The organism is Pseudomonas aeruginosa (genome assembly GCF_001457615.1).
GTDB classification, from domain to species: Bacteria; Pseudomonadota; Gammaproteobacteria; order Pseudomonadales; family Pseudomonadaceae; genus Pseudomonas; species Pseudomonas aeruginosa.
The window spans coordinates 4,923,798-4,945,308 of sequence record NZ_LN831024.1; the positions used below are offsets into that span (position 1 = coordinate 4,923,798).

A 21,511-nucleotide genomic window follows, 5' to 3' on the forward strand; every position below is an offset into this window, starting at 1 on the left:
ATTCGCTGATCCAGAGCAATGGAAGCGGGGATTTTCGCCGGGCGCGGCGAACTGTCGCCGCCAGCGCCCGGTGCGACGGGCGGCTGGCGGCGCAAGGGGTCAGCGGGTATTGAGCTGCTGCTGCAGGTTCTGCACCTGGGCCTGGAGGGTGTTGATGTTGCGCATCACCTGGGTGCGGAAGGCGTCGAACTCGGCGGTATTGCCGCCCTGGGCCGGGCGGTTGTCGAGCTGGCTGCGCAATACCAGCAGGTCATCCTGGATACCCTTGATCGTCTGGCTCGGGTTGCCCTGCTTCTTCAGCGCCGCGACATCGCCGCCGAGGGCCTTGAGTTGCTCGTTGGTCTTGCCCAGTTCGACCTGCAGGGCTTTCAGCTTCTCCTGTTCGGCGGCCAGTGTCTGCAGCTTGCCGTCCAGTTGCGCGACCAGTTGCGCCGCGCTTTCCTGCTGGGCCTTGAGATCGCTGGCCAGTTGGTCGAGGCGTTTGCCCTGGCCGCCGAACTGGTTGCTCACATCGGCCTGCTGGCGTTCCTGGCTGCCGAGTTTCTCCTGCAGTTGCTTGACCTGCAGGCGCAGCGCCTCGCGTTCGCTGGTGACGCTGGACTCGCTGGCGACCACCTTGCCGCGAATGTCGTCGAGGCGCCCGGCGGCTTCCTCGCTGATCCTTACGAAGCTTTCCTGGGTCGCCACCAACTGCTGTTCCATCAGGCTGATTTGCTGGTGGCTCCACCAACCCACCCCGGCGAGGGCGATCAGCATCGCCCCGAGCAGGGCCCAGAGCGGGCCGGTAGAGGCCGGACGGCGCTCCTTGGTGTCGACGACCCGGCGCTGCTCCGGTTCGTAGACGTGCCGCGGGTGGTGGCCGAATTCATCACGGTCGGCAGCATCGGTGGTCAGGCTGGGCACATCGTCGAGTTCGTCGAAAGCATCGTTACGCATGGTGAAAACCTGTGAAGGGGAACGGCATCCTGCCGGAGGCCTGGAGAAAGGGCCGAATGGCGCATTATATCGGTTCGGCCCCGCCCCTTCAGCGTCTGCTCGAAGCAAATTGCCGGACCGGGGCGCTCCACCGCGAAGCCGTGCGCCCCAAGACGGAGCGAACGTTGTCCGGCACAGACCGCCGCAGGCCGCCAGCGGTTCCCCGCCCCGCACGCCGGCGCTGGTCCGCGGCCCGCATGGCACGTCGCTTGCCTGGGCATTGCCGGGCAGATTCGAGAGCCGGAGGATGCATGGAGTTGAACAAATCCTTGCTGGATTGCATGCGCGCCGTGCGCCGACGCCTACGCGAGGAACAGGCGCTGGATATCCACTTCCAGCAACGCGATGCGATCGCCGCGATGCAGGCGGCCTGCGCCCGCTCCGGCGATGCGACGACGCGGGAGCTGGGACAGCGCCTCGGCAGGCTCAGCGGGGTCGCGCTGCCGCCGGCGGAACCTTCCCTGTTGCCCGCGCAGGCGCCGAGCCGACAATACGCCGGCCCGTTGCGCGGCTGATCAGAGTCCCTGGGCGCGCCACCAGGCGCAGAACTCGTCGAGCGCGGTCCACAGGCTGACCCGCGGGTCGTAGTCGAGGTATTCGCGGGCGCGGTTGATGTCCAGGGTGAAGTTCTTCGCCATCACCGCCATGCCCAGGCGGAACAGCACCGGCTCCGGGCGCCCCGGCAGGATCCGGCAGACGCCTTCGTTGAGCGCCGCCAGGCCATAGCCGACGGCATACGGCAGGTGACCGCCGACCGGCGGCAGGTCGAGCTGGCGCATCACGTAGTTGACCGCATCCCAGAACGGTACCGGCTGCCCGTTGCTGATGTTGTAGACCTTGCCCAGCGCCGGCTCGCCGGCCAGCAGGCAACTGAACAGCGCGTCGTTGAGATTGTGCACGCTGGTGAAGTCGACCCGGTTCAGGCCGTTGCCGAGGATCCGCAGGCGTCCCTTGCGGTGGGCCTGGATCATTCGCGGGAAGATGCTGGTGTCGCCGGCGCCGACCACGAAGCGCGGACGCAGCGCCAACACTTCCAGGCCCAGGTCGCGGGCGCTGAGCACCAGTTGCTCGGCCTGGTACTTGGTCGCCCCGTAATGGTCGGAAAAACGCCGGGGTACGTACTCTTCGTTCAGGTCCAGGTGGTCGCGCCCGTCGAAATAGATCGACGGCGACGACAGATGCACCAGGCGCCGCACCTTTTGCCGCATGCAGGCCTCGACGACGCTCTCGGCAAGCCCGACGTTGGCCGCCAGGAAGCGTTCGCGCGGTCCCCAGACTCCGACCGCGCCGGCACAATGCACCACCGCCTCGACATCCTCGCAGAGGCGCAGGACCAGCGCCGGGTCGGCGAGGTCGCCGGGAACGAACTCGGCGCCCCGCGCCACCAGATGCTCCACCGCGTCCGCACGACGACCGCTGACCCGTACCGACAGGCCCTGCTCCAGGGCGAAGCGAGCGAAACGCCCGCCGATGAAGCCCGTCGCCCCCGTTACCAGAATCCGCATTGCGTTTCTCCCGTTGTTCTTCTTGTGCCGCGACTCTAGCAACCCGGAGCCGCGCCACCACTGGCACAGCATGCCAGAACAACGACCTTGCGGGCCGCCGGCACGACTTGCGTTGGGCGACAGAAGCGGCGCTGCGCGCTACAAGGTCTAACCTGAAAGCCACCTGCACGCTGGGAGACGCACCATGGCCAGTCACTGGATGATCTACGGCGCCAACGGCTACACCGGCCGGCTGGTCGCTGAACAGGCGCAGCGCGAGGGCCTGACGCCGCTCCTCGGCGGACGCAACCCGGCCGCCCTGCACGCCCTCGGCAGCCAGCTCGGGCTGGAGTGCCGGGTCTTCGACCTGGGGGATCCGCAGGCCTGCCGCGAAGCCCTGGACCAGGTGAAGGTGGTGGCCCATTGCGCCGGTCCGTTCTCCGCCACCAGCACGCCGATGATCGCCGCCTGCCGCGCCGCCGGCACCCACTACGTGGATATCACTGGAGAGATCGCGGTGTTCGAGCAGGCCCACGCCGGCGACGCCGAGGCCCGCGAGGCCGGCATCGTGGTCTGCCCGGGCGTCGGCTTCGATGTGATCCCCACCGATTGCCTGGCCGCCTGCCTGAAGGAGGCGCTGCCGGACGCGCAACGGCTGGCGCTGGGCTTCGACACCGGCAGCGGGCTTTCGACGGGAACCGCGAAGACCAGCGTCGAAGGCCTCAAGTTCGGCGGCAAGATCCGCGAGAATGGCCGCCTGCGCGACGTGCCGCTGGGCTACAAGCGCCGCGACATCGATTTCGGCCGCGGCCTGCGGCACGCCGTGACGATTCCCTGGGGCGACGTGGCCACCGCCTACTACAGCACCGGCATCCCGGACATCGAGGTCTACCTGCCGGCGCCGCCGCTGCTGGCCCTGGGCATGCGCCTGATCGACCCGCTGCGTCCGCTGCTCGGTCGGCAACGGGTCCAGGACTGGCTCAAGGGGCAGGTCGACAAACGCATCGCCGGCCCCGACCAGGCGGCCCGCGAGCGCCTGCGCACCTGGGTCTGGGGCGAGGCGCGCAACGCCCGCGGCGAACGCCGCACGGCGCGCCTGGAGACGGCCAACGTGTACGACCTGACCCTGCACGGCGTGCTCCTGGCAGTGCGCCACCTGCTGGACTACCAGGGTCCCGGCGGCTACTTCACGCCATCGCGGTTGCTCGGCGCGCGCTGCGTCGAATCGTTGCCCGGCTCCGGACGAATCACCGTCATCGGCTGATCAGCCTGACACCCGCACCAAGCCGTCGCCGGCGCGGGCGAGCAGGTGCTCGGTGAGCGACGCGAGCAGTTCGCCTCCGTTGCGCCAATAGTGCCAGTACAACGGTACGTCGATGACCTGGCCGGGCAGCAGCTCGACCAGTTCGCCGCGCGCCAGCTCGCCTTGCACCTGGCGCTCCGGCACCAGGCCCCAGCCGAGACCGCCGGCGGTGAGGCGGACGAAACCTTCCGAGGACGGGCAGAGGTGGTGGATGAAACCGCCCTCGACGCCGAGGTCCTTGAGAAAGCGGTGTTGCAGCAGGTCGTCCGGGCCGAACACGATCGCCGGCACACCGGCCAGGGCGGCCGCCTCGACCCCGCGGGGAAAGTGCCGGGCAATGAAATCCGGGCTGGCCAGGCCGCGATAACGCATGGCTCCGAGCAGCAGCGAACGCGCGCCGGCCACCGGCCGCGCGCTACCGCAGACGCAGCCGGCCACTTCGCCCGCGCGCATGCGCTTGAGCCCGACCTCCTGGTCCTCCACCACAAGGTCCAGCAGCACCCGCCGCTCGGCGCAGAAATCGCCCACCGCGGCGGCCCACCAGGTCGCCAGGCTATCGGCGTTGAGAGCGATGCGCAGGCGCTCCGGGGCACCGCCTTCATCCAGGTTCGGCACCCAGCGCTGCAGGTCGCCCTCCAGCAGCCGCACCTGCTGCACATGGTTGAGCAGGCGGCGCCCGAGATCGGTGGGATGCGGCGGCGTCTCGCGCACCAGGACCGGCTGGCCGACCCGCGCCTCGAGCAGCTTGATCCGCTGCGATACCGCCGATTGCGACAGCCCCAGCGCCTGTGCGGCGCGCTCGAAACCGCCCTGCTCCACCACCGCGGCCAGCGCGGCGAGCAACTTGTAGTCGAACAAAATCAGTTTTCCTAATGAGAGATCAGCAGGATTCGTTTTCCTTATAAACCGCCCGCGGCCACACTCGCCAGCACTTTTCCGATCACCCGACGCGGACCGACCATGGCTGGCGAAACCTCGCTGCGCACCCTGCTGCGCACGCTCACTCCCGAACTCAATCCCGGCGACTATGTGTTCTGTACCTGCGCCGATGGCGCGCTGCCGAACGGCGCCGAGCCGCTCGCCAGCTTCCGCGAGCGCGAGGGCCTGACCCTGGTGCTCGAACGCCGGCAGGCCGAACGCCTGGGCCTGCCCTACGAATACGTGGCGGCCTGGATCACCCTGACGGTGCACTCCTCGCTGGCGGCGGTGGGCCTGACCGCCGCCTTCGCCACGGCGCTGGCCGAAGCCGGGATCAGTTGCAACGTGATGGCCGGCTATTTCCACGACCACCTGTTCGTCGCCCGCGACGAGGGCCGGCGCGCCCTCGCCGTGCTCCAGCGGCTGGCGGCGGAGGCACACTGACATGTGGCAGAGCTATCTCAACGGCATCCTGGTGGCTGCCGGCCTGATCATCGCCATCGGCGCGCAGAATGCCTTCGTCCTCGCGCAGAGCCTGCGCCGCGAGCATCACCTCTCGGTGGCCGCGCTCTGCGTGTTCTGCGACGCGGTGCTGGTCAGCCTCGGCGTGTTCGGCCTGGCCAAGCTGCTGCTGGAAAACCCGACGCTGCTGGCCATCGCCCGCTGGGGCGGGATCGCCTTCCTGACCTGGTACGGGCTCAAGGCGCTGCTTCGCGCGTTGCGCCCGGACGCTCTCGGCAACGCCGCGGAAACCGGGCCACGCTCGCGCAAGGCGGTGCTTCTGGCGGCACTGGCGGTCACCCTGCTCAACCCCCACGTCTATCTCGATACCGTACTTCTGATCGGTTCGCTCGGCGCCCAGCAGGCCGCGCCGGGCGCCTATGCCCTCGGCGCGGCCAGCGCCTCGCTGATGTGGTTCTTCGCCCTCGCCCTCGGCGCGGCGTGGCTGGCCCCTGGCTGGCGCGCCCGGCCACCTGGCGCCTGCTCGACCTGATGGTGGCGGCCATGATGCTGGGCATGGCCGCGCAACTGCTGTTCCGGGGATAACGCGGTTTCTGTCTTCCCGAGCGAACCCTCGCGCCGCCAGGCAGTCCAGAGAGAATGTGGCGGTGTTCGCCGGCGAGCTTGCAGAAGCCCGTCGCAGCGCGCCGCCGCCGGCCTTTGCCCCTACAGTTGCTGCGTGGATATGCCCCGACACGGGTGCTATGATCCGGAGTTCGCGGCACTGGGAGCCTAGGCTCCGAGTCGCACCCGGCGCCCTTTCCGGAGCGCTCCGCCGAACGTCCCCCCGGGGATCCAGGACGGGCTCCCGGACAGGCATCGGACCGGCCCCGTGAACCGGTCGCGCGCTAGCCGCGCCAGTCCTGACCTGAGGAAGAATAGGAGAGACACCATGGCTTTCGAATTGCCGCCGCTGCCTTACGAAAAGAACGCCCTTGAGCCGCACATTTCCGCAGAAACCCTGGAATACCACCACGACAAGCACCACAACACCTACGTGGTGAACCTGAACAACCTGATCCCGGGCACCGAGTTCGAAGGCAAGAGCCTCGAAGAGATCGTCAAGAGCTCCTCCGGCGGCATCTTCAACAACGCCGCCCAGGTGTGGAACCACACCTTCTACTGGAACTGCCTGAGCCCGAACGGCGGTGGCCAGCCCACCGGCGCCCTGGCCGACGCCATCAACGCCGCCTTCGGCTCCTTCGACAAGTTCAAGGAAGAGTTCACCAAGACTTCCGTCGGCACCTTCGGTTCCGGCTGGGGCTGGCTGGTGAAGAAGGCCGACGGCTCCCTAGCCCTGGCCAGCACCATCGGTGCCGGCAACCCGCTGACCAGCGGCGACACCCCGCTGCTGACCTGCGACGTCTGGGAACACGCCTACTACATCGACTACCGCAACCTGCGTCCGAAGTACGTCGAGGCGTTCTGGAACCTGGTCAACTGGGACTTCGTAGCGAAGAATTTCGCTGCCTGAGTCTGATCAGAACCACGAAAAAGCCCGGCATTCGCCGGGCTTTTTCGTTTTAATCTGCGGTCCAGGAGCCATCGTCTACCCTCAGGAACTGGTAGACCTTCGCTCGTGATAGCCTCTTGAGGTAAACAAGCTCTTCCTACCGGCTTGTCTTTCGCCCTGGCGACGAACAAGGAAGGCCCCTTGAAACTGGACTCCCGACACAGCCTCTCGCTCAAGCTGCTGCGTGTCGTGCTACTGGCGGCGCTAGCCGTTGGCGTAGTGCTCAGTTGCGCGCAGATCGTCTTCGACGCCTACAAGGCCAAGCAGGCGGTGAGCAGCGACGCCCAACGCATCCTCGCGATGGTCCGCGACCCTTCCACCCAGGCGGTCTACAGCCTCGACCGGGAAATGGCGATGCAGGTCCTCGAAGGCCTGTTCCAGCACGAGGCGGTGCGCCAGGCGAGCATCGGCCATCCCGGCGAGCCGATGCTGGCGGAGAAATCCAGGCCGCTGCTGGACCTGCCGACGCGCTGGCTGACCGACCCGATCCTCGGCCAGGAACGCACCTTCAGCATTCGACTGATCGGCCGCCCGCCCTATAGCGAATACTACGGCGACCTGAAGATCACCCTGGACACCGCGCCCTACGGCGAGAACTTCGTCACCACTTCGGAAATCATCTTCATCTCCGGCATTCTCCGCGCCCTGGCCATGGGCCTGGTGCTGTTCCTGGTCTACCACTGGATGCTGACCAAGCCGCTGTCGAAGATCATCGAACACCTGGTCAGCATCAATCCCGACCGCCCCAGCCAGCACCAGTTGCCGCTGCTCAAGGGGCACGAACGCAACGAGCTGGGGCTCTGGGTGACCACCGCCAACCAGTTGCTCGCCTCGATCGAAAGCAACAGCCACCTGCGCCGCGAGGCCGAGGACAACCTGCTGCGCATTTCCCAGTACGACTTCCTCACCGGCCTGCCGAACCGCCAGTTGCTGCAGCAGCAACTCGACCAGATCCTCGACGGCGCCGGCCGCCAGCAGCGCCGGGTGGCAGTGCTGTGCCTGGGCCTCGACGATTTCAAGGGGATCAACGAGCAGTACACCTACCAGCTCGGCGACCAGTTGCTGATCGCCCTCGCCGACCGCCTGCGCGGGCACAGCGCGCGGCTCGGTTCGCTGGCGCGCCTGGGCGGCGACCAGTTCGCCCTGGTCCAGGCCGACATCGAGCAACCCTACGAGGCGGCCGAACTGGCGCAGAGCATCCTCGACGGCCTGGAAGCGCCGTTCGAGATCGACCAGCACGAGGTGCGCCTGCGCGCCACCATCGGTATCACCCTGTTCCCCGAGGACGGCGAGACCACGGAGAAACTGCTGCAGAAGGCCGAGCAGACCATGACCCTGGCCAAGACCCGCTCGCGCAACCGCTACCAGTTCTACATCGCCAGCGTGGACAGCGAGATGCGTCGCCGCCGGGAACTGGAAAAGGACCTGCGCGACGCCCTGCAGCGCCACGAGCTGCACCTCGTCTACCAGCCGCAGGTGGACTACCGCGACCACCGCGTGGTCGGCGTCGAGGCGCTGCTGCGCTGGCAACATCCGTTGCACGGCTTCGTCCCGCCGGACCTGTTCATCCCGCTGGCGGAACAGAACGGCAGCATCTTCAGCATCGGCGAGTGGGTGCTCGACCAGGCCTGCCGGCAGTTGCGCGAATGGCACGACCAGGGCTTCGACGACCTGCGCATGGCGGTCAATCTTTCCACCGTGCAGCTCCACCACAACGCCCTGCCACGGGTGGTCAGCAACCTGCTGCAGGTCTACCGCCTGCCGGCGCGCAGCCTGGAGCTGGAAGTCACCGAGACCGGCCTGATGGAGGACATCTCCACTGCCGCCCAGCACCTCCTCAGCCTGCGCCGCGCCGGCGCGCTGATCGCCATCGACGATTTCGGCACCGGCTATTCCTCGCTGAGCTACCTGAAGAGCCTGCCGCTGGACAAGATCAAGATCGACAAGAGTTTCGTCCAGGACCTGCTGCAGGACGAGGACGACGCGACCATCGTTCGCGCCATCATCCAGCTCGGCAAGAGCCTGGGCATGCAGGTGATCGCCGAGGGCGTGGAAACCGCCGAGCAGGAGGCGTACATCATCGCCGAAGGTTGCAACGAAGGTCAGGGCTACCTGTACAGCAAGCCGCTGCCGGCCAGGGAACTGACCCAGTACCTCAAGCAGGCGCGACGCCTGAGCCAGGCCACCAGCAGCGAACGGCCCTGATCAGAACAGGCGGCTGAACAGCCAGCCCGCCAATAGCGCGCTGCCCAGGCAGAGCAACGCGGCCCCCGCCGCCTGGCGGCGCAGTTGCACGGCGAGATCGTCCTCGCCCTGGCTGGAGAGAATGAAGGGATGCGCCTCCCCCGGCTTGCCGAGCCGGTGGCGGGTCGGCGCGGCGCTGCTTGCCCGATGCCGATCCTCGGCCTCCAGCCGTGCCGCCAGGCGCACCCGGTTCCATTCGCGCTCGTCCAGCTCGCCGTTGCCGTCGCTGTCGAAGCGCGCCAGCAGCCCGTGGAAATCGCCCTTCCATTCACGGATCACCGCACCCTGCGCCCGTTCGGCATCGAGTCCCTGGCGACCGCCACCGCTGCTGCGGAATTCGCCCAGCGCATAGAGCGGCTCGCCGGCATGCAGGCGCTCCTCGGTGTAGCGGTAGAGCCGCTCTCCGCCGACCAGGGTGCCGAAGCTCTCCAGCAGTCGCAGGGTATCGATCGGTGCTTCGCGAAAAGCCTCCCAGCGCTGCTGGGTCAAGGGTCGCACCTCGGCGCCGCGTGGGTCGACCAGGCAGGCATCGGTGGCATCGCGCAAGCCGAATGGCGACTCGCTGGCACCTTTGTCGACGGTGCGCCAGGCCTTCTCGCGGCCACTGCGCTTTTCCTCGACTTCGATGCGGTAGCGCCACCACAGGCACGGCTTGCCGGTCAAGGGAGCCTGCAGCGGGCCTTCCGGGCCCTCCTCGAGCACCCCGTAGAGTTCGACGAAACCCTGCGCCGCCGAACGGATCCGCGAGGTCGGTACGTCGCCGAGCAGACGCGCCCGGGCAAGGCGGTGCACGAACTGCCAGCCGGCCCAGGCGCAGAGCCCCAGGCTGGCGGCGATGAACAGCCAGCGCAGGTCGAAGTCCATCTCAGCCGAACAGGGCCTTGAGATCGACGTCGGCCTTCTCCGCCTCGCTGAACTGCAACAGCTCGGCGGCCTTGAAGCCAGCGACACGAGCGATCAGCAGGTCGGGAAATTGCTCGATGCGCACGTTGTTCAGGTTCACCGCCTCGTTGTACAGCTCGCGGCGATCGGCGATCCCGTTCTCCAGGCCGCTGATGCGCTGGGAAAGGAACTGGAAACTTTCGTTGGCCTTGAGCTGCGGGTAGTTCTCGGCCAGCGCGAAGAGCTGCCCCAGGCCGGCGCGCAGGCCGCTCTCGGCCTTGCCCAGGGCATTCACGTCGGCGCGCTCGCGGGCGCTGGCGACGGCGTTGCGGGCGGCGATGACCCGCTCCAGGGTGGCGCGCTCGTGCTGCATGTATTGCTTGCAGGCCTCGACCAGCTTCGGCAGCTCGTCATGGCGCTGCTTGAGGAGCACGTCGATGTTGGCCCAGGCCTTGCCCACGGCGTGCTTCAGCCGTACCAGGCCGTTGTAGAGCACCACCGCGTAGCCGGCGAGCAGCAGCAGGACAACCCAGAACGCGATAGCGGTCAGACTCATGGACGGAGCTCCGGAAGAAGATGCTGGCATTCTAGCTGCGCCCGACATGTCCAGGCACGACGGCGATCACGCTGCGCCCTTTTCAAAAATGCAAATCTTTCGCATTATGTGGCAGTTTTTTAACGCCCTCGCGGGTGTTTCCGACAAGCGCGCGCCGCTTCGGCACGCCACCAATAAAGCAAAGGAATCCGCCATGACTCGTATGCCCCTGGCCACCGCCAGTCTGCTGGCCCTCGCCATCTCCCTCGCCGGCTGCGGCGACGACAAGAAAGCCGAAGCGCCCGCAACACCGGCGGCCAGCACGCAGCCCGCCGCGCCCGCCGCCGCCCCGGCCGCCAAGGTCGACGAGGCCGCCGCCAAGGCGGTGATCAAGAACTACGCGGACCTCGCCGAAGCCACCTTCGCCGATGCCCTGAGCACCGCCAAGGACCTGCAGAAAGCCATCGACGCGTTCCTCGCCAAGCCTGACGCGGAGACCCTGAAAGCCGCCAAGGAAGCCTGGTTCGCCGCTCGTACCCCTTACTCCCAGAGCGAAGCCTTCCGCTTCGGCAACGCGATCATCGACGACTGGGAAGGACAGGTTAACGCCTGGCCGCTGGACGAAGGCCTGATCGACTATGTCGCCAAGGACTACCAGCACGCCCTGGGCAACCCTGGCGCCACCGCCAACATCGTCGCCAACACCGAGATCCAGGTCGGCGAAGACAAGATCGACGTCAAGGAAATCACCGGCGAGAAACTGGCCAGCCTGAACGAGCTGGGCGGTTCCGAAGCCAACGTCGCCACCGGCTACCACGCCATCGAGTTCCTCCTCTGGGGCCAGGACCTGAACGGCACCGGTCCGGGCGCCGGCAACCGTCCCGCCACCGACTATGCCCAGGGCAAGGACTGCACCGGCGGCCATTGCGACCGTCGCGCCGCCTACCTGAAGGCCGTCACCGACCTGTTGGTCAGCGACCTCGAATACATGGCCGGACAGTGGAAAGCCGGCGTCGCCGACAACTACCGCGCCAAGCTGGAGGCCGAACCGGTGGATACCGGCCTGCGCAAGATGTTCTTCGGCATGGGCAGCCTGTCCCTCGGCGAACTGGCCGGCGAGCGCATGAAGGTCGCGCTGGAGGCCAACTCCACCGAAGACGAGCACGACTGCTTCAGCGACGACACCCACCACACCCTGTTCTTCAACGGCAAGAGCATCCGCAACATCTACCTCGGCGAGTACAAGCGCATCGACGGCAGCGTGGTCAAGGGCCCGAGCCTGGCCGACCTGGTCGCCAAGGCCGACGCCGCCGCCAACGACACCCTGAAGGCCGACCTGGCCGACACCGAGGCCAAGCTGCAGGCCATCGTCGACAGCGCCGAGAAGGATGGCGTGCACTTCGACCAGATGATCGCTCCGGACAACAAGGACGGCCAGCAGAAGATCCGCGACGCCATCGCCGCCCTGGTCAAGCAGACCGGCGCCATCGAGCAGGCCGCTGGCAAGCTGGGTATCCAGGACCTGAAGCCGGACAACGCCGACCACGAGTTCTGATTCCTTCCTGTGCCAACAGCGTGCGGCCCATGGCCGCACGCTGCGTTTCAGGGCCTCGAAAGCGGTCTTCGCGGGCCTTTACAAACGCAAATCCCTCTTATTTTGATTAGCCCCAACTGGTAAGCTTGCGGGCTGTTTCCACGCAGTCCGGGATGTTCGCCGATGTCGTTGCCGTCACCTTCCATGCCGCTCGCCTGTCTCCTGACGGCGCTCCTTCTGGGCGGATGCGGCGCCGACGACGAACCGCTGCGCGCCGAGCCCGGCGAACACCTGTCCGGGGGCGCGACCACGGTGCTGCAAAGCGACCGCAACGCCTTCTCCCTGCCCTCCGCCAGCCTCGCCCCGAGCCGGCGCCTGGACTTCAGCGTGGGCAACAGTTTCTTCCGCAACCCCTGGGTCATCGCCCCTTCCTCCACCACTGCGCGCGATGGTCTGGGACCGCTGTTCAATACCAACGCCTGCCAGAACTGCCATGTGAAGGACGGTCGCGGCCACCCGCCGGGAGCGGACGCGGTCAGCGCGGTGTCGATGCTGGTACGCCTGTCGATCCCGGCCGGCCCTGCGGACGGCAAGACCCTGTTGCACCAGGGGGTGATTCCCGAGCCGACCTACGGTGGCCAGTTGCAGGACGTCGGCATTCCCGGCGTCGCCCCGGAAGGCAAGGTGCGGGTGGACTACGAGCCACTGAAGGTGAGGTTCGAGGACGGCACCGAGGTCGAACTGCGCAAGCCGATCCTGCGTATCAGCCAGCTCGGCTATGGGCCGATGCATCCGCAGACGATGTTTTCCGCCCGCGTCGCCCCGCCGATGATCGGGCTCGGCCTGCTCGAGGCGATTCCCGAAGAGGCGATCCTGGCCAATGCCGATCCGGACGACCGCAACGGCGACGGTATCCGCGGGCGCGCCAACCAGGTCTGGGATGCCGCGCGGCAGCGCACCGCGCTCGGCCGCTTCGGCTGGAAGGCCGGCCAGCCGGATATCCCGCAGCAGAACGCGCACGCCTTCGCCAACGACATGGGCCTGACCAGCAGCCTGCTGCCCCACGACGACTGCAGCGCCGCCCAGGTCGAGTGCCGCCGGGCGCCCGACGGCGGCGAGCCGGAAGTCAGCGACAACATCTTCGCCCAGGTGCTGTTCTACAGCCGCAACCTGGCGGTCCCGGCGCGGCGCAAGGTGGACGACCCGCAGGTGCTGGCCGGCAAGCGCCTGTTCGCCCAGGCCAACTGCGTGGCCTGCCACGTTCCCGCCTTCACTACCGGTTCCGACGCCAGCGAGCCGGAGCTGGCCAACCAACGGATTCGTCCCTATTCCGACCTGTTGCTGCATGACATGGGCGACGGCTTGGCGGACAATCGCCCGGAATTTCTCGCCAGCGGGCGGGACTGGCGAACCCCGCCGCTATGGGGCATCGGCCTGACCGAAACGGTCAACGGTCACACCCAGTTCCTCCACGACGGGCGCGCCCGCAATCTGCTGGAGGCGATCCTCTGGCACGGCGGCGAAGCCGAAGCGGCCAAGCGGCACGTGCTCGGCTTCGACGCCGACCAGCGCAGCGCCCTGCTGGCCTTCCTGAATTCACTCTGAGGAGCCCACATGTTCCGCCCACGACTGCTCTTGACCAGCCTCGCCATCGCCCTCGGCGCCTGTTCGCCGCAAGACCCGCAGGCCGTCACCAGTGCCGCCCTGGCGCAACAGGTGATCCTGCCGACCTACAGCCGCTGGGTGGAGGCCGACCAGGCCCTGGCCAGCAGCGCCCTGGCCTACTGCCAGGGCAAGGAAGACCTGGCCAAGGCCCGCGACGCGTTCCACGCCGCGCAGAAGGCCTGGGCCGAGCTGCAACCGCTGCTGATCGGCCCGCTGGCCGAGGGCAACCGCGCCTGGCAGGTGCAGTTCTGGCCGGACAAGAAGGATCTGGTCGGGCGCCAGGTCGAACAGTTGCTGAAGAACAACCCGCAGGTCGACGCCGCGGCCCTGGCCAAGGCCAGCGTGGTGGTGCAGGGGCTCTCCGCCTACGAATACATCCTCTTCGACAGCAAGATCGACCTCGCCGACGCCGCCACCAAGGCCCGCTATTGCCCGTTGCTGGAAGCCATCGGCACCCACCAGCAGCAACTGGCCCAGGACATCCTGGCGCGCTGGAAGAACGACGGCGGCATGCTCACCCAGATGAGCAAGTTCCCCAACGACCGCTATGCCGACGCCCACGAGGCGATCGCCGAGCTGCTGCGGGTCCAGGTCACCGCCCTGGACATGCTGAAGAAGAAACTCGGTACTCCGCTGGGCCGGCAGAGCAAGGGCATTCCCCAGCCCTACCAGGCCGAGGCCTGGCGCAGCAACGCCTCGCTGGCCAGCCTGGACGCCAGCCTGAGCGGCGCCCAGGCGCTCTGGGAAGGGATCGACGGCAAGGGCCTGAAGACCCTGCTGCCGGCCGAACAGAAGGCCCTGGCCGGCAAGATCGACGCCGCCTACGCCGACAGCCACGCGAAGCTGGCGGCGCTGGAACAGAAACCGCTCTCCGAACTGCTCGCCAGCGAAGACGGGCGCAACCAGCTCAACGCCCTCTATGACAGCCTGAACGTGGTCCACCGCCTGCACGAAGGCGACCTGGCCCGCGCCCTCGGCGTGCAACTGGGCTTCAACGCCAACGATGGCGACTGAGGTCGGCACCATGCTGCGACGTCATGTGATCGGCCTGGGCAGCCTGCTGCTCGGCGCCTTGTCCTTCGGCGGCTGGAGCTTCAGCCGCCAGGGTAGCCAACCGCTGGTGCTGTCGGCGCGCGACGACGCCGATGGCCAGCATTACGCGGTGGGCTACCGCCTGGACGGCAAGTGCCAGTTCGCCACCCGCGTGGCCCAGCGCTGCCATGACATCGTCCAGCACCCGAGCCTGCCGCTGGCGCTGTTCGTCGCCCGCCGGCCAGGCACCGAAAGCTACCTGATCGACCTGAACGACGGTCGCCTGCTGCAGACCCTGGTCTCGCAGAAAGACCGCCACTTCTACGGCCACGGCGTGTTCCACCAGAGCGGCGAATGGCTCTACGCCACCGAGAACGACACTACCGATCCCGGTCGCGGCGTGCTCGGCGTCTACCGTTTCGACGGCGAGCGACTGCAGCACAGCGGCGAGATCTCTACTCACGGCCTCGGGCCGCACCAGGTTTCCTGGATGCCCGACGGCGAGACCCTGGTAGTGGCCAACGGCGGCATTCGCACCGAGGCGGAAAGCCGGGTCGAGATGAACCTCGACGCCATGGAGCCCAGCCTGGTGCTGATGCGCCACGACGGCAACCTGCTGTCCAAGGAAACCCTGGCGCAGCAGATGAACAGCGTCCGCCACCTGGCGATCGGTCGCGACGGCACCATCGTCGCCGGCCAGCAGTTCATGGGCGATGCCCACGAACATGCCGACCTGCTGGCGATCAAGCGCCCCGGCTGTCCCTTCGAAGCCTTCCCGGTGGCCGAGGAGCAGCGCCTGGCGATGGCCCAGTACACCGCCAGCGTGGCGATCCACGACGACCTGCGCCTGGTGGCCCTGACCGCCCCGCGCGGCAACCGTTTCTTCATCTGGGACCTGGACAGCGGTGCCGTACGCCTCGACGCGCCGTTGCCGGACTGCGCCGGCGTGGGCGCGGTGAAGAACGGCTTCGTCGTCACGTCCGGACAGGGCCGTTGCCGCTTCTACGACTGCCAGGGCGAGCGCATCGCCGCGCAACCGCTGGAGCTGCCTTCCGGCCTCTGGGACAACCACCTGCACCTGGCCTGAGAGCGCGGCATCAACCTCTCGCCATACCGGTCCGCGAAAGTCGGAAGCGACCTGCAACACGCTTGAAATCTTTCGCCAATCCTGTGCTTTGACAAGCCCTGAAAGCTGCACGTAATGTGTCGGATTCGCCCCGAAACGGGGCGCTCTCGGCATACCAGGGACCAGGATTATGTTGCTCCGCCGCATGTTGATCATGCTCGCCGCGGTGATCGCAGTGGTGGCGATTCTCGCCGGCTACAAGGTCTACTCCATCCGTCAGCAGATCGCCCTTTTCAGCGCACCGAAACCGCCGATCAGCGTGACCGCCAGCCTGGCCGAAAAGCGTCCCTGGCAGAGCCGCCTGCCAGCCATCGGCAGCCTCAAGGCATTCCAGGGCGTGACCCTCACCGCCGAAGTCTCCGGCACGGTACGCGACGTACTGTTCCTTTCCGGCGACCAGGTGAAGCTGGACCAACCGCTGATCCAGTTGGAAAGCGACGTCGAGGAAGCCACCCTGCGCACTGCCGAGGCCGATCTCGGCCTGGCCAGGGCCGAGTACCAGCGCGGCCGCGAACTGATCGGCAGCAAGGCCATCTCGAAAAGCGAATTCGATCGTCTCGCCGCGCAGTGGGCCAAGACCAGCGCCACCGTCGCCGAGCTGAAGGCGGCGCTGGCGAAGAAGCGCGTGCTCGCGCCCTTCGCCGGGACCATCGGCATCCGCCAGGTGGACGTCGGCGACTACGTCTCGCCCGGGACGCCGATCGCCACCTTGCAGGACCTTTCCACCCTGCTCCTGGATTTCCACCTGCCCGAGCAGGACTTCCCCCTGCTCAGCCGCGGCCAGCTGGTGAAGGTCCGGGTCGCCGCCTACCCCGGCCAGGTGTTCGACGCCGAGATCGCCGCCATCAACCCCAAGGTCGACAACGAGACCCGCAACCTGCAGGTCCGCGCTACCCTGGAGAACCCGGACGGCAAGCTGCTGCCGGGCATGTTCGCCAACCTCGAGGTGATGTTGCCTGGCGAGGAACAACGCGTCGTGGTGCCGGAGACGGCGATCACCTTCACCCTCTACGGCGACTCGATCTACGTCGTCGGGCAGAAGAAGGACGAGCAGGGCCAGGTGTCGAAGGATGACAAGGGCCAGCCGCAACGGGTCGTCGAGCGCCGCTTCGTCAGGATCGGCGAACGCCGCGAAGGCCTGGCGGTGGTGCTCGAAGGCCTGGAGGGCGGCGAGCAGGTAGTGACTTCCGGGCAACTGAAGCTCGACAACGGCGCCGCGGTGGCCATCGTCGCCGAGCGGGACCTCCAGCAAGAGCACTGAGTCGCGCGCCTTCCCACTCCGTGGCGGAAGGCTTGCCAAGGGACTGAAACATGGCTTTTACCGATCCGTTCATCCGTCGTCCGGTCCTGGCGAGCGTGGTCAGCCTGCTGATCGTCCTGCTCGGCATGCAGGCCTTCAGCAAGCTGGTGATCCGCGAGTATCCGCAAATGGAGAACGCGCTGATCACGGTGACCACGCTCTACGCCGGCGCCAACGCGGAAACCATCCAGGGCTACATCACCCAGCCGCTGCAGCAGAGCCTGGCCAGCGCCGAAGGCATCGACTACATGACCTCGGTGAGCCGGCAGAACTATTCGACCATCTCCATCTACGCGCGGATCGGCGCCAATACCGATCGCCTGGTCACCGAGCTGCTGGCCAAGTCCAACGAAGTGAAGAGCCAGCTGCCGCCGGACGCCGAGGACCCGGTGCTGCAGAAGGAGGCCGCGGACGCCTCGGCGCTGATGTACATCAGCTTCTACAGCGAGCAGATGAACAACCCGCAGATCACCGACTACCTGTCGCGGGTGATCCAGCCCAAGCTGGCGACCCTGCCCGGTATCGCCGAGGCGGAGATCCTCGGCAACCAGGTGTTCGCCATGCGCCTGTGGCTGGACCCGGTGAAGATGGCCGCGTTCGGCGTCACCGCCGGCGAGATCAACCAGGCGGTGCAGCAGTACAACTTCCTCGCCGCCGCCGGCGAGGTGAAGGGCCAGTTGGTGGTCACCAGCGTCAATGCTTCCACCGACCTCAAGTCGCCCCAGGCCTTCGCCGCCATCCCGGTGAAGACCGACGGCGACCGCCGGGTGCTGATGGGTGATGTCGCACGGGTCGAACTGGGCGCCGCCAGCTACGACGCGATCAGTTCGTTCAATGGGATTCCCTCGGTCTACATCGGCATCAAGGGCACGCCCAGCGCCAACCCGCTGGACGTGATCAAGGAAGTGCGGGCGAAGATGCCCGAACTGGAAGAGCAATTGCCGCCCAACCTCAAGGTGTCCATCGCCTACGACGCCACGCGCTTCATTCAGGCCTCCATCGATGAAGTGGTGAAGACCCTCGGCGAGGCGGTGCTGATCGTCATCGTGGTGGTGTTCCTGTTCCTCGGCGCGTTCCGTTCGGTACTGATCCCGGTGGTGACCATTCCGCTGTCGATGATCGGCGTATTGTTCTTCATGCAGGCCATGGGCTACTCGATCAACCTGCTGACCCTGCTGGCGATGGTCCTGGCCATCGGCCTGGTGGTGGACGACGCGATCGTGGTGGTGGAAAACATCCACCGCCACATCGAGGAGGGCAAGCCGCCCTTCGAGGCTGCCCTGGAGGGCGCGCGGGAGATCGCCGTACCGGTGGTCAGCATGACCATCACCCTCGCCGCGGTCTACGCGCCGATCGGCTTCCTCACCGGCCTCACCGGCGCCCTGTTCAAGGAGTTCGCCTTCACCCTGGCCGGCGCGGTGATCATTTCCGGGATCGTCGCCCTGACCCTGTCGCCGATGATGTGCTCGCGCCTGTTGCGCCACGAGGAGAATCCCTCGGGCCTGGCGCATCGCCTCGACCTGATCTTCGAGGGCCTGAAGCAACGCTACCAGCGCGCCCTCCACGGCACCCTGGACACCCGTCCGGTGGTCCTGGTGTTCGCCGTGCTGGTACTGGCGCTGATCCCGGTGCTGCTGATGTTCACCAAGAAGGAGCTGGCGCCGGAAGAGGACCAGGGCATCGTGTTCCTCATGACCAACTCGCCGCAAACCGCCAACCTCGACTACCTGAATCGCTACACCGCCGAGTTCGAAGGCATCTTCCGCAGCTTCCCGGAGTATTACTCGGCGTTCCAGATCAACGGCTACAACGGCGTCCAGGCCGGCATCGGCGGCATGCTGCTCAAGCCCTGGGACGAACGCGAAAAGAGCCAGATGGAATTGCTCCATGTGGTGCAGGCGAAGCTCAACGAGATTCCCGGCGTGCAGATCTTCGCCTTCAACCTGCCGTCGCTACCGGGCACCGGCGAGGGCCTGCCATTCCAGTTCGTGCTCAACACCGCCAACGACTACGAGTCGCTGCTGCAAGTGGCGCAACGGGTGAAGCAGCGCGCCAGCGAGTCCGGCAAGTTCGCCTTCCTCGATCTCGACCTGGCGTTCGACAAACCCGAGCTGGTGGTCGACATCGACCGCGAGAAGGCCGCGCAGATGGGCGTCTCCATGCAGGACCTGGGGGTGGCGCTGGCCAGCCTGCTCGGCGAGGGCGAGATCAACCGCTTCACCATCGACGGGCGCAGCTACAAGGTCATCGCCCAGGTCGAACGCCCCTATCGCGACAATCCCGGCTGGCTCGGCAGCTACTACGTGAAGAGCCGCAACGGCCAACTGGTCGCCCTCTCGACCCTGATCGAGACCCACGAACGGGCACGGCCACGGCAACTGAACCAGTTCCAGCAGCTCAACTCGGCGATCATCTCCGGCTTCCCCATCGTCAGCATGGGCGAGGCCATCGAGACGGTTCAGCAGATCGCCCGCGAGGAAGCCCCGCGTGGCTTCGCCGTCGACTACGCCGGCGCTTCCCGGCAATACGTGCAGGAAGGCAGCGCATTGCTGGTCACCTTCGGACTGGCCCTGGCGATCATCTTCCTGGTCCTCGCCGCACAGTTCGAAAGCTTCCGCGATCCGCTGGTGATCATGGTCACCGTGCCGCTGTCGATCTGCGGTGCGCTGATACCGCTGTTCCTCGGCGTGTCGAGCCTGAACATCTATACCCAGGTCGGCCTGGTGACACTGATCGGCCTGATCAGCAAACACGGCATCCTGATCGTCGAGTTCGCCAACCAGTTGCGCCACGAACAGGGGCTGGGGCGTCGCGAGGCCATCGAGCAGGCCGCCGCGATCCGCCTGCGGCCAGTACTGATGACCACCGCGGCGATGGTGCTCGGGGTGATCCCGCTGATCCTCGCCACCGGCGCCGGGGCGGTCAGTCGCTTCGACATCGGCATCGTGATCGCGACCGGCATGTCGGTGGGCACCCTCTTCACCCTGTTCGTCCTGCCGTGCATCTACACCCTGGTGGCCAGGCCGGATGCCCCGCCAGGCGTGACGCAAGCGGCCAACGCACACTGATCGGAAACGGCGGACAGCGACAACAGCGCTGTCCGCCGGCGCTGTCGCCCCATCCCACAGCCCTCCGGGCGCGATCCTATGTCCGCCGGCAGCCGCCTCCAGTAGACTGCCCGCTGAAACGCAGTGGTGAGACGAGCATGGCCGAGAGCGCTTTTTCCGAACGTATCGTGCAGAACCTGCTGGATACCGACTTCTACAAGCTGACCATGATGCAGGCGGTGCTGCACAACTATCCCAACGCCGAGGTGGAGTGGGAGTTCCGCTGCCGCAACCAGGAAGACCTGCGCCTGTACCTGCCGGCCATCCGCGAACAGCTGGAATACCTGGCGGGCCTGGCGATCAGCGACGAGCAACTGGCCTTCCTCGAACGGATTCCCTTCCTGGCGCCGGACTTCATCCGCTTCCTCGGGTTGTTCCGCTTCAACCCGCGCTACGTGCAGACCGGCATCGAGAACGACGAATTCTTCCTGCGCCTGAAAGGTCCCTGGCTGCACGTGATCCTCTTCGAAGTGCCGCTGCTGGCGATGATCAGCGAGGTGCGCAACCGCGCCCGCTACCCGGCCGCCACCGTCGAGCAGGCGCGCGAACGCCTGCAGGAAAAGTTCGATTGGCTGCGCCGGGAGGCCAGCGCCGAGGAACTGGCCGGCTTCAAGATGGCCGACTTCGGTACCCGCCGCCGCTTCTCCTATCGGGTCCACGAGGCGGTGGTGAGCGGTCTGAAGGAGGACTTTCCGGGCTGCTTCGTCGGCACCAGCAACGTCCACCTGGCACGCAAGCTCGACCTCAAGCCCCTCGGCACCATGGCCCACGAATGGCTGATGGCCCACCAGCAGCTCGGTCCGCGCCTGATCGACAGCCAGAGTGCCGCGTTGGACTGCTGGGTCCGCGAATACCGTGGGCTGCTCGGCATCGCGCTGACCGACTGCATCACCACCGATGCCTTCCTGCGCGACTTCGACCTCTATTTCGCCAAGCTCTTCGACGGCCTCCGCCACGACTCGGGCGACCCATTGCTGTGGGCGGAAAAGACCATCGCCCACTACCTCAAGCTGGGCATCGACCCGCTGACCAAGACCCTGGTGTTCTCCGACGGCCTCGACCTGCCACGGGCCCTGAAGATCTATCGCGCGCTGCAGGGCCGGATCAACGTCAGCTTCGGCATAGGCACGCATTTCACCTGCGACCTGCCGGGCGTCGAGCCGATGAACATCGTGGTGAAGATGAGCGCCTGCAACGGCCATCCGGTGGCGAAGATCTCCGATACGCCCGGCAAGGCGCAATGCCAGGACCCTGACTTCATCCACTACCTCAAGCACGTGTTCCAGGTCGCCTAGGGCAAGCCTGGCGCGCCGCGGCAAGGTGGCGCATGAGGCCTGGTCCTTATTCGGCCCATGCCTCCGACGATCTCATCGCCCATGAAAAAGCCCCGCC

Annotated in this window: 17 protein-coding genes and 1 pseudogene; 13 read left to right on the forward strand and 5 right to left on the reverse strand. The window is 66.8% G+C overall.

Translation table 11 applies throughout. The features are described from left to right. Positions 1-99 precede the first annotated feature (99 nt). Complete coding sequence (locus AT700_RS22655; RefSeq protein ID WP_003093989.1) at positions 100-936, reverse strand: ATPase; 837 nt, start codon at positions 934-936, stop codon at positions 100-102. Between the two features lie 290 nt (positions 937-1,226). On the opposite strand from AT700_RS22655, the gene AT700_RS22660 reads away from it, so the two are divergent. Next, on the forward strand, positions 1,227-1,490 hold the full coding sequence (locus AT700_RS22660; RefSeq protein WP_003103821.1) for a hypothetical protein: 264 nt from the start codon (positions 1,227-1,229) through the stop codon (positions 1,488-1,490). Here the strand turns inward: AT700_RS22660 and AT700_RS22665 are convergent, their stop codons facing one another. After that, positions 1,491-2,480, reverse strand: coding sequence for an NAD-dependent epimerase/dehydratase family protein (locus AT700_RS22665; RefSeq protein WP_003103823.1), 990 nt, complete (start codon positions 2,478-2,480; stop codon positions 1,491-1,493). Between the two features lie 184 nt (positions 2,481-2,664). On the opposite strand from AT700_RS22665, the gene AT700_RS22670 reads away from it, so the two are divergent. Next, positions 2,665-3,723 (forward strand): saccharopine dehydrogenase family protein, encoded by a 1,059-nt coding sequence (locus tag AT700_RS22670; protein WP_003093996.1) that lies wholly within the window; start codon positions 2,665-2,667, stop codon positions 3,721-3,723. On the opposite strand, the gene AT700_RS22675 is transcribed toward AT700_RS22670, so the two are convergent. Further along, positions 3,724-4,626, reverse strand: a complete 903-nt coding sequence (locus AT700_RS22675; RefSeq protein ID WP_003120877.1) for a LysR family transcriptional regulator ArgP — start codon at positions 4,624-4,626, stop codon at positions 3,724-3,726. It abuts the gene before it with no gap. 96 nt (positions 4,627-4,722) lie between these two features. Here AT700_RS22675 and AT700_RS22680 point away from each other — a divergent pair, with 96 nt between their 5' ends. The 4 genes and pseudogenes from AT700_RS22680 to bifA all read left to right on the forward strand — a co-directional run bounded on the left by AT700_RS22680 (position 4,723) and on the right by bifA (position 8,899). Beyond that, the gene (locus tag AT700_RS22680) at positions 4,723-5,124 is read left to right on the forward strand and encodes an ACT domain-containing protein (RefSeq protein WP_003094000.1); all 402 of its coding nucleotides are present in this window, start codon (positions 4,723-4,725) and stop codon (positions 5,122-5,124) included. A 1-nt stretch (position 5,125) separates the two neighbouring features. Next, positions 5,126-5,727 (forward strand): annotated as a pseudogene (locus tag AT700_RS22685) (LysE/ArgO family amino acid transporter). A 346-nt stretch (positions 5,728-6,073) separates the two neighbouring features. Then, a complete protein-coding gene (gene sodB, locus AT700_RS22690) occupies positions 6,074-6,655 on the forward strand; it encodes a superoxide dismutase [Fe] (RefSeq protein WP_003094005.1) in 582 nt (193 codons plus the stop codon). A gap of 180 nt (positions 6,656-6,835) precedes the next feature. Continuing rightward, a complete protein-coding gene (bifA, locus tag AT700_RS22695; RefSeq protein WP_003094007.1) occupies positions 6,836-8,899 on the forward strand; it encodes a cyclic-di-GMP phosphodiesterase BifA in 2,064 nt (687 codons plus the stop codon). Here the strand turns inward: bifA and AT700_RS22700 are convergent, their stop codons facing one another. Continuing rightward, positions 8,900-9,802: a GIDE domain-containing protein gene (locus AT700_RS22700; protein WP_003120884.1), complete on the reverse strand. Its 903-nt coding sequence runs from the start codon at positions 9,800-9,802 to the stop codon at positions 8,900-8,902. 1 nt (position 9,803) lies between these two features. After that, complete coding sequence (locus AT700_RS22705) at positions 9,804-10,376, reverse strand: LemA family protein (protein ID WP_003094011.1); 573 nt, start codon at positions 10,374-10,376, stop codon at positions 9,804-9,806. Between the two features lie 193 nt (positions 10,377-10,569). Between AT700_RS22705 and AT700_RS22710 the strand changes: the two genes are divergently transcribed. The 7 genes from AT700_RS22710 to pncB all read left to right on the forward strand — a co-directional run bounded on the left by AT700_RS22710 (position 10,570) and on the right by pncB (position 21,414). Further along, positions 10,570-11,910, forward strand: coding sequence for an imelysin family protein (locus AT700_RS22710; protein ID WP_003112765.1), 1,341 nt, complete (start codon positions 10,570-10,572; stop codon positions 11,908-11,910). A gap of 162 nt (positions 11,911-12,072) precedes the next feature. After that, positions 12,073-13,494 (forward strand): di-heme oxidoredictase family protein, encoded by a 1,422-nt coding sequence (locus AT700_RS22715; protein WP_048521627.1) that lies wholly within the window; start codon positions 12,073-12,075, stop codon positions 13,492-13,494. A gap of 9 nt (positions 13,495-13,503) precedes the next feature. Continuing rightward, entirely contained in the window at positions 13,504-14,568 is a 1,065-nt protein-coding gene (locus tag AT700_RS22720; RefSeq protein WP_003094017.1) for an imelysin family protein, read from the forward strand. A gap of 10 nt (positions 14,569-14,578) precedes the next feature. Beyond that, positions 14,579-15,673 carry a DUF1513 domain-containing protein gene (locus AT700_RS22725; RefSeq protein WP_003163001.1) on the forward strand — a complete coding sequence of 365 codons (1,095 nt, stop codon included), beginning with the start codon at positions 14,579-14,581 and terminating at the stop codon, positions 15,671-15,673. A gap of 169 nt (positions 15,674-15,842) precedes the next feature. Next, positions 15,843-16,973 (forward strand): multidrug efflux RND transporter periplasmic adaptor subunit MexV, encoded by a 1,131-nt coding sequence (gene mexV / locus AT700_RS22730; protein ID WP_034029972.1) that lies wholly within the window; start codon positions 15,843-15,845, stop codon positions 16,971-16,973. A gap of 50 nt (positions 16,974-17,023) precedes the next feature. Beyond that, positions 17,024-20,080, forward strand: coding sequence for a multidrug efflux RND transporter permease subunit MexW (gene mexW / locus AT700_RS22735; RefSeq protein ID WP_023116197.1), 3,057 nt, complete (start codon positions 17,024-17,026; stop codon positions 20,078-20,080). Positions 20,081-20,217: 137 nt separating this feature from the next. Next, entirely contained in the window at positions 20,218-21,414 is a 1,197-nt protein-coding gene (gene pncB / locus AT700_RS22740; protein WP_048521631.1) for a nicotinate phosphoribosyltransferase, read from the forward strand. The last annotated feature ends 97 nt before the right edge of the window (positions 21,415-21,511 follow it).

Bases quoted from the DNA above. Each gene is read 5' to 3' on its own strand.
- AT700_RS22710 (WP_003112765.1), top strand. From the start codon at position 10,570: ATGACTCGTATGCCCCTGGCCACCGCCAGTCTGCTGGCCCTCGCCATC.
- pncB (WP_048521631.1), top strand. From the start codon at position 20,218: ATGGCCGAGAGCGCTTTTTCCGAACGTATCGTGCAGAACCTGCTGGAT.
- AT700_RS22700 (WP_003120884.1), bottom strand. From the start codon at position 9,802: ATGGACTTCGACCTGCGCTGGCTGTTCATCGCCGCCAGCCTGGGGCTC.
- mexW (WP_023116197.1), top strand. From the start codon at position 17,024: ATGGCTTTTACCGATCCGTTCATCCGTCGTCCGGTCCTGGCGAGCGTG.
- AT700_RS22660 (WP_003103821.1), top strand. From the start codon at position 1,227: ATGGAGTTGAACAAATCCTTGCTGGATTGCATGCGCGCCGTGCGCCGA.
- AT700_RS22725 (WP_003163001.1), top strand. From the start codon at position 14,579: ATGCTGCGACGTCATGTGATCGGCCTGGGCAGCCTGCTGCTCGGCGCC.
- AT700_RS22665 (WP_003103823.1), bottom strand. From the start codon at position 2,480: ATGCGGATTCTGGTAACGGGGGCGACGGGCTTCATCGGCGGGCGTTTC.
- AT700_RS22705 (WP_003094011.1), bottom strand. From the start codon at position 10,376: ATGAGTCTGACCGCTATCGCGTTCTGGGTTGTCCTGCTGCTGCTCGCC.
- AT700_RS22720 (WP_003094017.1), top strand. From the start codon at position 13,504: ATGTTCCGCCCACGACTGCTCTTGACCAGCCTCGCCATCGCCCTCGGC.
- AT700_RS22715 (WP_048521627.1), top strand. From the start codon at position 12,073: ATGTCGTTGCCGTCACCTTCCATGCCGCTCGCCTGTCTCCTGACGGCG.
- AT700_RS22670 (WP_003093996.1), top strand. From the start codon at position 2,665: ATGGCCAGTCACTGGATGATCTACGGCGCCAACGGCTACACCGGCCGG.
- mexV (WP_034029972.1), top strand. From the start codon at position 15,843: ATGTTGCTCCGCCGCATGTTGATCATGCTCGCCGCGGTGATCGCAGTG.
- AT700_RS22680 (WP_003094000.1), top strand. From the start codon at position 4,723: ATGGCTGGCGAAACCTCGCTGCGCACCCTGCTGCGCACGCTCACTCCC.
- sodB (WP_003094005.1), top strand. From the start codon at position 6,074: ATGGCTTTCGAATTGCCGCCGCTGCCTTACGAAAAGAACGCCCTTGAG.
- AT700_RS22655 (WP_003093989.1), bottom strand. From the start codon at position 936: ATGCGTAACGATGCTTTCGACGAACTCGACGATGTGCCCAGCCTGACC.